The sequence below is a fragment of the Acinetobacter lwoffii genome (assembly GCF_022809915.1).
In the GTDB taxonomy this organism is placed as follows: Bacteria; Pseudomonadota; Gammaproteobacteria; order Pseudomonadales; family Moraxellaceae; genus Acinetobacter; species Acinetobacter lwoffii_M.
On sequence record NZ_JALGQY010000002.1, the window covers coordinates 183636 to 197627 of the forward strand.

13 protein-coding genes are annotated in these 13992 nt (G+C 45.2%); 4 read left to right on the forward strand and 9 right to left on the reverse strand.

Annotation, left to right across the window (positions count from 1 at the left end; translation table 11 throughout):
* The first annotated feature begins 45 nt into the window (after positions 1-45).
* The 4 genes from MTX11_RS02460 (at position 46) to MTX11_RS02475 (ending at position 3915) form a co-directional block, all read left to right on the forward strand.
* Positions 46-1494 carry a coniferyl aldehyde dehydrogenase gene (locus MTX11_RS02460; protein ID WP_004278439.1) on the forward strand — a complete coding sequence of 483 codons (1449 nt, stop codon included), beginning with the start codon at positions 46-48 and terminating at the stop codon, positions 1492-1494.
* Between the two features lie 165 nt (positions 1495-1659).
* Complete coding sequence (rpmB, locus tag MTX11_RS02465) at positions 1660-1896, forward strand: 50S ribosomal protein L28 (protein ID WP_000048256.1); 237 nt, start codon at positions 1660-1662, stop codon at positions 1894-1896.
* Between the two features lie 12 nt (positions 1897-1908).
* On the forward strand, positions 1909-2064 hold the full coding sequence (gene rpmG / locus MTX11_RS02470) for a 50S ribosomal protein L33 (protein WP_001205031.1): 156 nt from the start codon (positions 1909-1911) through the stop codon (positions 2062-2064).
* Positions 2065-2199: 135 nt separating this feature from the next.
* On the forward strand, positions 2200-3915 hold the full coding sequence (locus MTX11_RS02475; RefSeq protein ID WP_005107946.1) for a cation:proton antiporter: 1716 nt from the start codon (positions 2200-2202) through the stop codon (positions 3913-3915).
* A gap of 257 nt (positions 3916-4172) precedes the next feature.
* Here the strand turns inward: MTX11_RS02475 and MTX11_RS02480 are convergent, their stop codons facing one another.
* The 9 genes from MTX11_RS02480 to MTX11_RS02520 all read right to left on the reverse strand — a co-directional run bounded on the left by MTX11_RS02480 (position 4173) and on the right by MTX11_RS02520 (position 13945).
* Positions 4173-4451 (reverse strand): hypothetical protein, encoded by a 279-nt coding sequence (locus MTX11_RS02480; protein ID WP_004278462.1) that lies wholly within the window; start codon positions 4449-4451, stop codon positions 4173-4175.
* Positions 4452-4556: 105 nt separating this feature from the next.
* A complete protein-coding gene (locus MTX11_RS02485; RefSeq protein ID WP_004278463.1) occupies positions 4557-5060 on the reverse strand; it encodes a DUF6586 family protein in 504 nt (167 codons plus the stop codon).
* A 193-nt stretch (positions 5061-5253) separates the two neighbouring features.
* Positions 5254-5505, reverse strand: coding sequence for an RNA recognition motif domain-containing protein (locus tag MTX11_RS02490; RefSeq protein WP_004647405.1), 252 nt, complete (start codon positions 5503-5505; stop codon positions 5254-5256).
* Between the two features lie 83 nt (positions 5506-5588).
* Positions 5589-7577, reverse strand: coding sequence for an ATP-dependent helicase (locus tag MTX11_RS02495; protein WP_243474266.1), 1989 nt, complete (start codon positions 7575-7577; stop codon positions 5589-5591).
* Between the two features lie 152 nt (positions 7578-7729).
* Positions 7730-8869: a glycerate kinase gene (locus MTX11_RS02500; protein WP_243474267.1), complete on the reverse strand. Its 1140-nt coding sequence runs from the start codon at positions 8867-8869 to the stop codon at positions 7730-7732.
* Positions 8870-8934: 65 nt separating this feature from the next.
* Positions 8935-9690, reverse strand: a complete 756-nt coding sequence (locus MTX11_RS02505; protein WP_180037976.1) for a hypothetical protein — start codon at positions 9688-9690, stop codon at positions 8935-8937.
* Between the two features lie 31 nt (positions 9691-9721).
* Positions 9722-10729: an NYN domain-containing protein gene (locus MTX11_RS02510; protein ID WP_114541278.1), complete on the reverse strand. Its 1008-nt coding sequence runs from the start codon at positions 10727-10729 to the stop codon at positions 9722-9724.
* Between the two features lie 93 nt (positions 10730-10822).
* Positions 10823-13465 carry a type I DNA topoisomerase gene (gene topA, locus MTX11_RS02515; RefSeq protein WP_004278474.1) on the reverse strand — a complete coding sequence of 881 codons (2643 nt, stop codon included), beginning with the start codon at positions 13463-13465 and terminating at the stop codon, positions 10823-10825.
* A 30-nt stretch (positions 13466-13495) separates the two neighbouring features.
* Positions 13496-13945: a hypothetical protein gene (locus MTX11_RS02520; RefSeq protein WP_004647398.1), complete on the reverse strand. Its 450-nt coding sequence runs from the start codon at positions 13943-13945 to the stop codon at positions 13496-13498.
* Positions 13946-13992: the final 47 nt, after the last annotated feature.

Sequence of the window (13992 nt, forward strand, 5' to 3'; positions counted from 1 at the left end):
GCTCTAAAAATTAATTAATCGATTTTTGAATAATGGTAGTGCGGCATGAACAGTCACACAAAAACAACATCAATGACACCACATTTTTTTGATAGCCAATATCTGAATGAAGTCTTGGCGCAACAAAAACACGCTTACTTACACTACCCTCTGCCGACTGCAAAGGAACGTATCGATCGTTTAGCTCGACTTAAGCGTATCTTAGTTAAGTATCAAGATCAATTTGCTGATGCAATTAATCAGGACTATGGTAACCGTTCAATCGGGGAAACCAAGATTGGTGAACTGCTCACCTGTCTGGAACATATCAAATATTACAGCAAAAACCTGACCCGGTGGATGAAACCCTCCAAGCGTCATGTCGGCATTATTCATCAGCCGGCTAAAGCCTGGGTACAATATCAGCCTTTAGGCGTGGTTGGGATTATCGCACCATGGAACTATCCGCTGTTGTTGTCGATTGGCCCCCTGATTTGCGCACTGGCGGCCGGCAACCATGCCATGATCAAAATTTCCAGTGCATCCGCTGCCTTTGGTGAAGTTTTAGAAAAAGCTTTGGCTGAAGCCTTCCCTAAAGAATTGGTCGCTGTGGTGAATGGTGGCGGTGTGATTTCAGATGCTTTCTGTCGTTTGCCTTTCGATAAACTGATTTTCACCGGCTCAACTGCAGTCGGTAAAACCGTCATGGCAGCCGCTGCCGAAAATCTGGTGCCGGTGATTCTGGAACTGGGCGGTAAATCGCCAGTACTGGTGCATCCATCGATTGATCTGCGCGATGTCGCGCAGCGGATTGCGGTGGGCAAACTCTGGAATGCCGGTCAGACCTGTGTAGCGCCAGACTATATGTTCCTGCCTCTCGGAAAAACTGCCGAGTTCATTGATCACTTTAAAGCCTGTGTCGAAAGCATGTATCCGGATATCACCCATAATCAGGATTACACCTCGATTATTAATGTCAAACAATATAACCGTCTGCAAGGCTATCTGGATGATGCGCGTGAACAGGGTGCGCAAGTCATTGAAATTAATCCGCGTAGTGAAAACTCGGCTGATCTGCGCAAGATTGCACCGACCATCGTGACCAATGTCACCCCGATGATGCAGATCATGCAGCATGAAATCTTTGGCCCACTGTTACCGATCATGGAATATGATCAAATTGACGATGTCATCGACTTTATTAATAGCCGTCCACGTCCACTTGCTTTATACTACTTCGACTTTGATCAGGCGCGTGCCGATTATGTCGCACAGCGTACCCATTCAGGGCATTTCGGGCAAAATACGGTACTGACCCATGTTGCGCAGGACGATCTACCATTTGGGGGTGTCGGTGCATCAGGTATGGGTAAATACCATGGCCCAGAAGGCTTCTTCAGTTTGTCGCATGAACGCTCAGTAATGTCGAATCCAAAGCTGTACAGCTTGAAATACATTCTGCCACCGTTCAATAAACCGATTCACAAGCTGATTTCGAAGACACTTCTCCGCTAAATGATCAAGGCATGAGCTATCGATATAGTTCGTGCCGCGTTTTGACGAAAATCGCTTGTCTTTTAAGCGCATTTTTGATATAAAACGCCCCTTGAATGATTTCAATCCGTTTATTTTTGACTGGCCATACAGATTTGCTGTTGGCTGAATCAATGGAGTTACACCATGTCTAAGGTTTGCCAAGTTACCGGCAAGCGTCCAGTCGTTGGTAACAACGTCTCACACGCCAACAACAAAACTAAGCGCCGGTTCGAGCCGAACCTGCACCACCACCGTTTCTGGTTAGAAAGCGAAAAACGTTTTGTACGTCTTCGTTTAACCACTAAAGGTATGCGTATTATCGACAAATTGGGCATTGAAAAGGTTGTTGCTGACCTACGTGCTCAAGGTCAAAAGATCTAAGGAGTCTGAACCATGCGTGATAAAATTCGCTTAGTTTCTTCAGCTGGTACAGGTTATTTCTATACCACGACTAAGAACAAACGTACTATGCCGGAAAAAATGGAAATCAAAAAATTTGATCCAAAAATCCGTCAACACGTAATCTTCAAAGAAGCTAAAATCAAATAATTTTAGTTTCTTTAAAAAAACGACCTTCGCGGGTCGTTTTTTTTTGCACTTTTTTTATCCGGCTTGATAAACTTTCTGCATGTTTTGGCACTTTTTGTGCTTATTTCCCAGCAAACCTAGCTAAAGGAGTATTTAGTGCCACATGACGTAGAGCTCATTATATTACTGGCTGTTGGTTTTGGCTTAGCTTTGGTCTTTGGCTATCTCGCTGCACGGCTACGTCTCCCCCCTTTGATCGGCTATCTCATTGCCGGCATTCTGATTAGTCCCCACACGCCCGGTGTGGTCGGTGATATTCATCTGGCCAACCAGTTGGCAGAATTAGGCGTCATGTTCCTGATGTTTGGCGTCGGAATGCATTTTTCCCTGAACGATCTGATGCAGGTACGCCGGATTGCCCTGCCTGGTGCGATTTTACAGATTGCAGTTGCCACCTTGCTCGGAGTCGGAGTTTCGATGCTGTGGGGCTGGAGCTTTGGTTCAGCGCTGGTCTTCGGCCTAAGCCTGTCCTGTGCCAGTACCGTGGTTCTACTCAAAGCCCTTGGTGATCGTGGCCTGCTCGATTCGATCAATGGCCGGATTGCTGTTGGCTGGTTGCTGGTCGAAGATCTGGTTATGGTCTTGGCGCTGGTACTGTTACCTGCCACTGCGGTACTTTTAGGTGGGCAGGCGCTGGAAGGCGCAAGCGATGAGAATATCTGGCTTACCTTAGGGATTACCTTACTTAAAGTCGCAGGCTTTATTGCCTTCATGCTGATTATTGGTAAACGCTTGATTCCGATGATCATACAGGTGGTGGCACGTCTGGGTTCACGTGAGCTGTTTACCTTAACAGTGGTGGCTGCTGCCGTCTCGATTGCCTTTGGTGCCTATAAGATCTTTGGCGTGTCGATGGCACTGGGTGCTTTCTTTGCCGGGATGGTGGTGAAAGAATCTGATTTCAGTCATCGTGCCGAAGAAGAAACCTTGCCACTGCGTGAAATTTTCTCGATTTTATTCTTTGTCTCCGTCGGCATGCTGTTTGATCCGCGCATCCTGCTGGAACAGCCTTTACATGTACTGGCCGTGGTCGGGATTATCATGATTGGTAAAACTATTGCCGCGATGGCACTGGTGCTGTTCTTCCGTTATCCGATCAATACCGCTTTGACCGTCGGTGCTTCTCTGGCACAGATTGGTGAGTTCTCCTTTATTTTGGCTGCACTCGGTGTTTCGCTCAATCTGCTTTCGCTGGAAGGTCAAAACCTGATTCTGGCAGGTGCCTTAATTTCGATTACGCTTAACTCCTTTATCTTTTCCGCGATTGAGCCGGTACAGAAATGGATTCGGGAACGCTCGACTCTGGCCCGCTTACTGGAACGCAGTGGTGACCCTTTGGCAATGTTACCGGATGAAGTCTCACAGGATTACCTGCGCGATCAGGTGGTCATTATTGGCCATGGTGAGGTGGGACGTCGCATTACCCGCTCATTGATGGAAGAAAACATTAAGGTGGTGATTGCCGAAGAAAACCGTGACATCGTCGAAAACCTACGTGAAAAAGGCATTGCTGCAGTGTCTGGCGTAGCCACTGAGGCTGGCGTACTGATTCAAGCACATATTCAACATGCGCGCTTACTGGTTATCTCTCCTATGGATATTATCGATATTCATAAAATCGTGGACATTGCCAAGACCTTGAATCCACAAATTCAGGTACTGGTCTGTGCAGAAAGCAAGGAAGAAGCTGAAGCCATTCGTCGGGATAATGTCGGTGCGGTTTATTATGCCAAAGAAGAAATGGCGAAAAATATGAGCAATCATATTTTGAATCAGATTGAGATCGCGCATCAGCATACGCCTTCTCATTAAAGTTTTTCTTTGAATAAACACTGAATAAAAAAGTTGCCGGATCTGGCAACTTTTTTTATGTACATCAATATATCTCTGAGCCAAATATTTTATTAACACACTGGCTTCAGACTGCTCACGACTTAAATTTTAAAATACTGATTTTTCATCTTCATTTTAAATGAACGTTTTTGTGATACTTAAAATCTGCCCAATTTAATAACCTATAAAACTCAAAAAGCACACCGATAGTGTGCTTTCTAAATAAATTTCAACGATTAACTCATATACTTTGGTTCTTCATCCACAACTTCAGCCTGCCATTCATTGACCTGCTGTTCCAGCAAACCATAGAGTGCTGCCTGAATCATCTGTTGCGCAATCACGGGCGTCTGCTCTCCAAGTAAAGCTTTCACCTCATCATTAAATTGAATCATGACCAAAGGCTGTTTATGTGAGCCTGCATTGCGTAGAGCCAACGCGCCACCTTCAAGTTGAACGAGTTCTAAAATCGCGTCTTGATTACCAAATAGATCTTTCAACTGTTCTATAGACATATATCCTCCATGTTCAACATGGTGGCAAAGAGCTGAATGCACTTTGCATCATTAGAGTAATTGATATAGGGTTAAAAATTATAATTTCAAGTACGACCGATCCGATTAAAATTCAATCATCTCATTACGAAAACCATCAATTAATTGCGTCAGGTCACGATGCCACTCCCTCAATATAGCAGTATCAGGTAACCATGCTTGTGGAGACTGTGTGACTTTAATGATGAGATTTGAGGAGGTTTCGTCTTCAGGTTCTGGGGTACTTGGTTCGGGCGCATACTGGCACAGACGGTAAGCGCGTTTCAGTTCAGCAATGAAACCACTCTTGGATAAATGTTGCAGCACCGCCACTTCTGGCGAAATTTGGCCTTTGGCCGCCATCAATTCTTCGATCGATTTTAGCGTCGGATGAGGATCATTCAGGCGATAGTAACGCACCAGTTCCTGTAAAAATGCTAACAAAGCACCATGCAAATGAAACACAGTTGCTTCACGTTGTGCCTGAGCCTGTTGTACATGTTCGGTTTGCTCTGCTTGCTGGCAGGATAGACGGGCGAAATACAGTTTTTGATTGGTACGGTCCGCATGATAGCGAGCAACACGGGTCATCGAGATTTCCTAAGGTTTAAAACAAATTTTGGCTTTTATAAAGTAAAAGGTTCGCCTGCATTTCGCAATCAAAAGATGTTTAGACTGAATCCATCCAGCATTGAAATTCAGAGCATTGAGCTGATTGAACAGCTACGGCAATGCTAAATTTCGACCATAAAAAAGGAGCCTATCAAGTGCTCCTTTTTTGAGTTTAAGCCTGAGGCTTATCTTCTGCGGCTTTCACGCGGATCCCATGTCCGTGCAGGCGTAAAGTGTTCAGGCCTTTAATGGCTTTGACTGCTTCACGGCCATGTGGCATTTCTACAAAAGCAAAACCTTTTGATTTGCCTGTTGATGCATCAAGCACCAAAGTACAGGTCTCCACTGTGCCATATTCCTGGAACAGTTTCAGTAATTCGGCTTCTGTGACCGTACGTTCTAAATTACGAACTAAAATTTTCATCTTACAACCTTAAGAAGATAGGCAAAAAATATCAAAAAGCACGCGCCTACTCTACTTTTTGCATGAAACAACTTTGCTATAGTTTAATCGAGATCAATCCCAAAATCTAAATTAATCGACTTGCGTTCAATCAAGGCACTTTTTACAGTTTGCTGCCGGGTTTTGTAATGGGTTTCCGTGGTGCATAAATGCCGGGTGAGATCATTCAGGAAATAACTTTCGACTTTACGCCCCTGCTCATCGACCGTTTCCCGCGCCCAATGATTCAGGTTCTGTTTGGTCAGAATTAATTCATTTTTTGCCCGGGTCAGTGCTACATAGAGCACACGACGTTCTTCTTCGACATCATCAAAATCACCTTGAGCACGCGCATGCGGATAATTCCCCGGCGTCACATTGGCTACATAACAGACATTCTGCTCGGTGCCTTTGGCCGAGTGAATGGTGATTAAGGTCACCACATCATGATCCGACTGGCGCTCGATTTCCGAGATTGACACCGGATCCAGTACATATTCCTCTAAAAATTCACTCAGCTGTGAATGCTTGGACGCCAGCTGTTTGACCAGTTCAAAATCACTTTGGCGACGTGGCCAATCCTTTTTATAGTTTTCTGCCAATTGAGATTCAATCGCCTGAATCGCCAGACCGACACAGGCTTGCACTTCGCCTTTGAGCACATTCATCTGCTGCATGATCAGAATGGTTTCTAGCGGTATCTTGCCAAACTGTTCTAATTTCTTTGCAATCTGATCCATTTCCGGTTCAGCCAATAACTGCTGCGATAGCTTGCTGGCACCCACATCACCCACACCATTCCACAGGGTTAAGAAACGCATCCACGCAATATCATCCAATGGATTAGCGACCACCCGCAGCATGCTGAGCAAATCTTTGACATGCGCCGTTTCCAGCAGCTTCATACCACCAATAAAGCGATAAGGTACATTGGCTGCAATACAGGCCGCTTCAATGTGCCGCGCGGCAAAGCTGGAACGAACCAGCACCATATGCTCGCCCCACTTACTACCTTGCAGATAATGACGCTCTTTAATATCAATCGCGATCCATTTGGCTTCATCAAACTCATTCGGGAAAATATGCATGCGCGGCTTTACACCTTCTCCGCGATACGCTTCCAGACGTTTGTCATATTTGATTTCAGACTGATCGAGCAGCCAGTTGGACAGATCCAGAATTTCCTGGGTTGAGCGGTAGTTTTTTTCTAATTTAAAAATCTGCGCATCTGGCACACGTTCTTTGAAATGGTGAATATTTTCAAAGTCTGCACCACGAAAGCCATAAATCGACTGCGCATCATCACCGACACAGAACAGGCTGATCCGGTCTTTCAGTGGCTCCAGCAAAGCCCATTGCAATGGATTGGTATCCTGCATTTCATCGACCAGCATATGCCGACAGATTGAAGCGACATAGTCGACCAGACCTTCGGACTGTGCCAGCGCCGTAGCTACTACCGCCAGAATATCGTCATAATCCAGAAAACTTCGCGCTTGCTTACGTGTCTCATATTCTTTCATGATTTCGGCAATCTGGTCTTTGAGAGCCAGATATTCCGGTATCTGTTTTTCCAGTGCCAGACTAAGTTTTTGCCGGGTATTCCGTGCAAAAGAATACAGGTCACATAGTTCCTGAGGCTTAGGTAAATGATTTGGGTTTTTCTTGTCATCACGACCGCGAATCAGGCGAAACATCATCAGCTGGTCATCACGATCAATAATCGAAAACTGTTCAAGGCCAAAAGCTTTCGGAATACGGCGCAGCAGATACATACAGAAGGTATGAAAGGTCGAGGCTCGCAGCCCCTTGGCTTGTCCACCGAGTGCAAGTTCGACACGCGCCACAATTTCACTGGCTGCCCGGCGGGTAAAGGTCAGAATTTGAATCTGGTTGGCAGGCACGCCCTGTTCAATCAAGTAAGCTGCGCGTGCCACGATGGTTTTGGTTTTGCCACAACCTGCCCCGGCCAGCACCAAACTGTGTTTTGCTTCTGTAGTCGCTGCTTGCTTTTGTTGGGGATTTAATTCATCAATCAGGGTGGCTAAACTCATTTTCACTCATCATTTTGTGGATGTATGTAGTTTAACAGATCGCTTCCAGAATTATGGCTTTTCAGTTGTCCTGAAACTGTCTCCAATTTTATTTCCTGATTTGATATTAGCTAACGACAGGGCGTGCTGGATTACAGGAGAGAGAAATACTTTCACTCTGTCAAAAGATTTTTAACTATCTCAGCGACAGCTTTCTCCAAGTTCATTTCTGCATTTTTTAAGGCTTCCTCTAAAGGACAATCTGGCGGATTAATCCCAACAATCTGGCTAAATCCTGACTCAAACAAATCCTCAATTCCTTCACCGATTAGACCAGCAAAAGCGATTACCGGTTTATTAAATTGCCTGGCGAGCTGTGCTACCCCAAAAGGGGTTTTGCCCAAAGATGTTTGACTATCAATTTTACCTTCACCGGTCAGGACATAATCTGCTTGCGCTATTTTCTCATTCAGTTGAACCTGTTCAATCATCAGTTCCACCCCGGACCGAATAGAGGCAGCAGTGAATGCCATTAAACCAAAACCCAGTCCACCGGCAGCACCAGCCCCTGCAACATGACGATAATCACGGCCAAACTGCCCAGCGACTACATCGGCAAAATACCCAAAGTTTTGATCCAGTTGCTTGACCATTTCAGGCATTGCCCCTTTCTGTGGGCCAAAGATATAAGAGGCACCACTTGGCCCACACAACGGATTATTGACATCCGATGCAATGAGTATTTCAGTATCTGCTAAACGTGGATCCAGTTCGGATAGATCCATTGATTTGACCAGTTCTAAGTTTCCACCACAGACCTGAATTGACTCTCCCGCATGATTTAAAAACCGCACACCCAATGCTTGCGCCATGCCCGCACCCGCATCATTGGTGACACTGCCACCTAAACCGACAATGATTTTTTTCACTCCCAAGTCCAGCGCCCGTTTGATCATTTCTCCTGTGCCATAGGTTGTAGTCAGCATCGGGTTACGCTTTTCTGCTGCAAGCAAATGTATGCCATTGGCTTTGGCCATTTCAATCACAGCAGTTTGACCTGCATCAACCAAACCCCAATAGGTCTGAATACGTTGCTCAGGCAGTGGTCCGGTCACTTCACATGCAATACTTTGCCCCTTTAAACTTGAAATCAATGCATCGACCGTGCCTTCACCGCCATCAGCCATTGGCACATGAATGATATAGGCATCCGGAATGACGTTCTGGATACCGCGTTGCATGGCCTGACAAGCCTGTGCAGCAGACATACTTTCTTTAAACGAGTCAGGAGCAAGCACAAAGGTGAGCGGCATGGTGTGATCTTTTATCCACAAATGAAGTCTAAATTGTGGATAAATCCAGCACTATCCACAAGTCTTTATTTCCAGCCCAGTTCAATTGCAGTTATCTCATTAACTAAGGTTTGATTTAAAGATTCTGGCATTTTACTGGTGGTTTGAGAAACCGGAATATATCCTGCCATCAGCTCCGCCCTGGCTTGCGGAAATAAGGGTTGCTGATCTGGAAATGCATAACCCAGCGGATAAATCGGTTGGCCTGTCGCTAAATCATATTTATCCGAGGCGCCAAAGGCATGCAGTAATTCATGCACCAATACAATTTTATTCTGTTCAGTCTGTTGCTTGGATGCAAATAGATTCACCGAACCAATCCGGCCTTTTTGCAAGGCGGTTGAATGCTTTAATTGCTTGGTCTGCGCAGGATCATAGTAATTTAAAAATAAAGTCACATTGGCTGAAGGATCTGAACTCTGTTGTTGTTTCCAAGCATAGAACCGGAATTTTAAACTCCATAAAACTGTATTGATGAGCGAAGCCTGCTCAGGGACTTTGGGTGGTAGAACTTGAAGCTCACGGCCTAAATTAAAATAAAAATAAGTCGGCTGTCCGCGATACTGCTGAGCTGTTTTTTCCAGATATTCCCTTGCTCCATTCAAGTCCTGCCTCGACAGTTGCTGGATATATTGCTGTGTGGTCGGTAATCCATCGGCATTAATCGGATGCAGCAAAACAATAATTGGCTTTGACCAGTTCTGGTTTTGATCACGATAGGCATTAACTGCGACAATCAATAAGATGATTAATAAAATCAGAATCCGAATCTTTTTCCACATGGTTATTAAACGCCTATCGAACTGTTGAGCATCAAACTATGACTTTGTTAACTTTGATAAATTTCATTTCACCATCCTGTTTAAAATCAAGCCACCCTGAATGAATTGAATCAATAGCTTCTTCGTAGTTTCTAATATTCAAATCAGTTTGCTTTAAATATTTGATAACGTCTTTAACCTCAACCCAATCATTAGTCTCCGAGTAATGATAAATAGCTTTTTGAATAAGCCTGATAAACGAGCTAAAACTACTCTTTCTTAAATACATTTGGCTACCTTGCATTTTTGTTTCAAATACTCCTAAGGCTTTTACTAAGCCAGATAGCTTGTCAAATCCGTAATTTCGAGTATCAAAATCTGGCTTTACTGTATTTATATATGTTCCGACTAAGCCAAGATATGCCCATCCATTTTCATCTGCGTTATCTTTTACGGCTTTATAAATCAGATTCAGCGTAGCTCGATCCATCGTTTCAGGAAGATTCGAATTTTCCTTAGGCTGAGGCAAAATTTTATGATCAAGAGATTTGTCAGAGCTTAATACTTTCTTTTGGGAAACATTAGAAAGTTCATCATCTTCCTGTTGCTTGATTTCACTATCTACAAGTAAATTTTCGATATAAATGAACTTGTCACAGGCTTTCTTAAATGCTTCAGGCGTAGCTTTTTTGCCAAAGCCATACACAGTTAGACCATTTTCACGAATACGTGAAGCTAAGGGCGTGAAATCACTATCACTGGATACAATACAAAATCCATCTAATGCACCTGCATAAAGTAAATCCATAGCATCAATGATCAGGATCATATCCGTCGCATCTTTACCCTTGGTATAAGCGAATTGTTGTACCGGAGTGATGGCATGAGGAAGGAGTACATCTCGCCATTTCTTTAAAGTTTCGCTGCTCCAGTCCCCATACACACGTTTGACACTGGCAATTCCATATTTCGCAACTTCCTCCAATACCGATGAAATCGCGTTGATAGAAGAATTATCCGCATCGATTAATACAGCGAACTTTTTTGTCTGAATATCCACATCCACCCCAAGATATTATTTTTAATTTTTTATATACATGATTCTGACATAAAAAATGCCGACTTTCGTCAGCATTTTTTTGAATCTTAGAGTTTAGGCTTCAACCCATTTTCCGTCCTGATAAACCAGAGACCATTTGGTTTGCTTGCCTTCTGCAGTTTCCGAACCAATATATTGTGACTGGTTCTTACGGCTAAATTTTACCAGAGTTGGATTCCCTTCCGGGTCCACATCAGGTGCCTGCAAGATAAACTGATACTTTGGATCAAGCTGGTCGGCAACAGAACGAATCTCGGCCACTTTCGGTGCACGGGTTTCACGCACTTTCGGGAACTTGCTTGCCGCCAGGAATAAACCGGCTGCACCGTCACGCAGTACAAAGAAATCGTCATGCTTGGCAGAACGTAAATGCTCCATCTTGATCGGATCCACACGTGGAGGCGCAGGCTGACCGCTCTTTAAGACTTTACGGGTATTGTCACAGCTGGTACAGGCAAAATACGGACCAAAACGACCCGTCTTCAGCTGCATTTCACCATCACACTTGTCGCATGGGATACTCGGGCCATCATAGCCTTTAATTTTGAACTCACCTTCTTCAAGTTCAAAACCACTACAGTCCGGGTTATTCCCACAGATATGCAGTTTACGGCCGCCATCAATCACATAGCTGTCCATGGCAGTTTCACAGATCGGACAACGCTTCTTCGACATCAGGTCAGCAGTTTCCGCAGCCTCATCATCAGACAATGCAGCCAGAGACTCAACTGGTGTCAGGTTCAAGGTTCCTTTACAACGCTCTTTCGGCGGTAGGTTATAGCCTGAACAACCCAAGAATACGCCTGTGGTTCCGGTACGAATCTGCATTGGACGGTCACATTCTTTACAGTGTACTGCATCCACTTCTACAGGCTGATTGCGGCGCATACCGTTCTCACCCTGCGCCGTAGTCAAACGTTGCTTAAAATCGCCATAGAAGCTGTCTAATAACTCTTTCCAGTTACGCTCACCATCTGCTACTTTATCCAGCTGACCTTCAAGATCTGCGGTAAAGGCATAGTTCATCAGATTACTAAAATTTTCATCCAGACGATCGGTAACGATCTCACCCATCTTCTCGGCATAGAGACGACGGTTATCCAGTTTCACATAACCACGATCCTGAATGGTCGAGATAATCGCAGCATAGGTCGATGGACGGCCAATGCCTTTTTTCTCGAGTTCTTTCACCAGTGAGGCTTCAGTAAAACGTGCCGGTGGCTTGGTGAAATGTTGAGATGGATCAAGTTTCTCAAGTTTAAGCACTTCACCGACTTTGACCGCAGGCAATAAAATATCGTCATCGGCTTTATTGGCACCACGCACGCGGGTAAAGCCATCAAAGACCAAGGTACGGCCTTTGGCTTTCAGTTCTACGCCATTGGCATCCACCAAAATGGTAGAAGACAGATATTCTGCCGGAGTCATCTGACAGGCAACAAACTGGCGCCAGATCAGGTCATACAGACGCTGTGCATCACGCTCAACACCCACCAGACTGTCGCCTTTTAAGCCAACCATAGATGGACGAATCGCCTCATGCGCTTCTTGCGCACCGGCTTTATTGCCATAACGGTTCGGCTTGGCAGGCAAATACTTCTCGCCAAACTCGGATTCGATATGACCACGCACCATATTCACCGCATCATCACTCAAGAAGGTCGAGTCGGTACGCATATAGGTAATGAAGCCGGCTTCATACAGACGCTGCGCCAGCATCATGGTTTTCTTCACAGAAAAACCGAGACGGGTACTGGCTGCCTGTTGTAGCGTTGACGTGATATACGGCGCACTTGGATTAACCTTGGTTGGCTTATCTTCACGTGCAGAAACCGTATAATCCGCATCTTTGATCAGGTTTAATAAGGCATCAGTTTCGGCTTTGTTGCGCAGCTTGAGCGTCTTGCCATTTTGCTTGACCGCTTCGAGACGAATATCATCTTTTTTCGATTTGGTATCGGCAAACACCTGCCAGTATTCTTCAGGAATGAAGGCACGAATTTCACGTTCACGCTCGACCACTAGCTTCACCGCAACCGACTGTACACGACCGGCTGACAGACCACGCGCAATCTTTTCCCAAAGCAATGGCGAAATCATAAAGCCCACGACACGATCCAGGAAACGGCGTGCCTGCTGCGCATTGACTTTATTGGTATCCAGACGTGACGGATGCTTAAAGGCATCCTGAATCGCATTTTTGGTAATTTCATTAAAGACCACACGCTGATAACGCGAATCATCACCGCCGATGACTTCTTTTAAATGCCAGGCAATCGCCTCTCCTTCCCTGTCCATATCCGTTGCCAGATAGACTTCATCGACTTGCGATGCCAGTTTTTTCAGTTCGGCAACCACATGTTCTTTGCCAGGAAGGACTTCGTATTTGGCTTTCCAGTCATGTTCCGGATCGACACCCATGCGGTTAATCAACGCATTCTGTGATTTTTCAGCTTTTTCTGCATCCGTCAGTTTGGTACGTGTCGCTGGTTTTTTCTCTGTCGATTTTGCAGAACCGCCAGTCGGTAAGTCACGCACATGACCCACCGATGATTTTACGATGTAGTTCGGACCAAGGTACTTATTGATTGTTTTCGCTTTTGCAGGCGACTCCACAATCACTAGGGCACGCTTGCTTCCAGCGTCGGGAGACTTCGCTGTGCTGCTTTTTGATGTGGACCGAGGAGCGTTCGCCATAATTAACCGTTAATCCTGTTTATTTCTAAATTAAAGTTCAGCCAAAGCGTGTAACAGTGCTTTGATGTCGTCGAGTTGGGTCGCTCTTAAATCAGCTTCTTCATCCCAGTACATGCCGACACAGTTGGCCTGCATATCAATAGCATAAATGCCTTTTAATGCAATGGGAAAATCTTTAAATTTCTCATCACCCTGCACGATTTCGAGTTTATTATCGACAACACGGGCGCGCATCAAGGGCAAACGCGCATCTGGCATCAGCACACTGTAGTACGCGACCATACTGGCACGACTTTCAGTCGCCTTCGGGATTTTGGTCCAGTCCGGTGCCACCACCAGACGTGGATGCAAACCCATTTTACGGGCTTTGTCACGCATCAGGCCCAAGGCTTTTTCTCGGGGGCTCACGCGCAACCCGAAAATCGACCCTATGACGAAAATGATGATGACCACCGTCACCCAGATTCCAGTGTTTTCCATAGTTCAACCTTTATGTTCTATTATTAGAGTTGCATAAGCACAATATA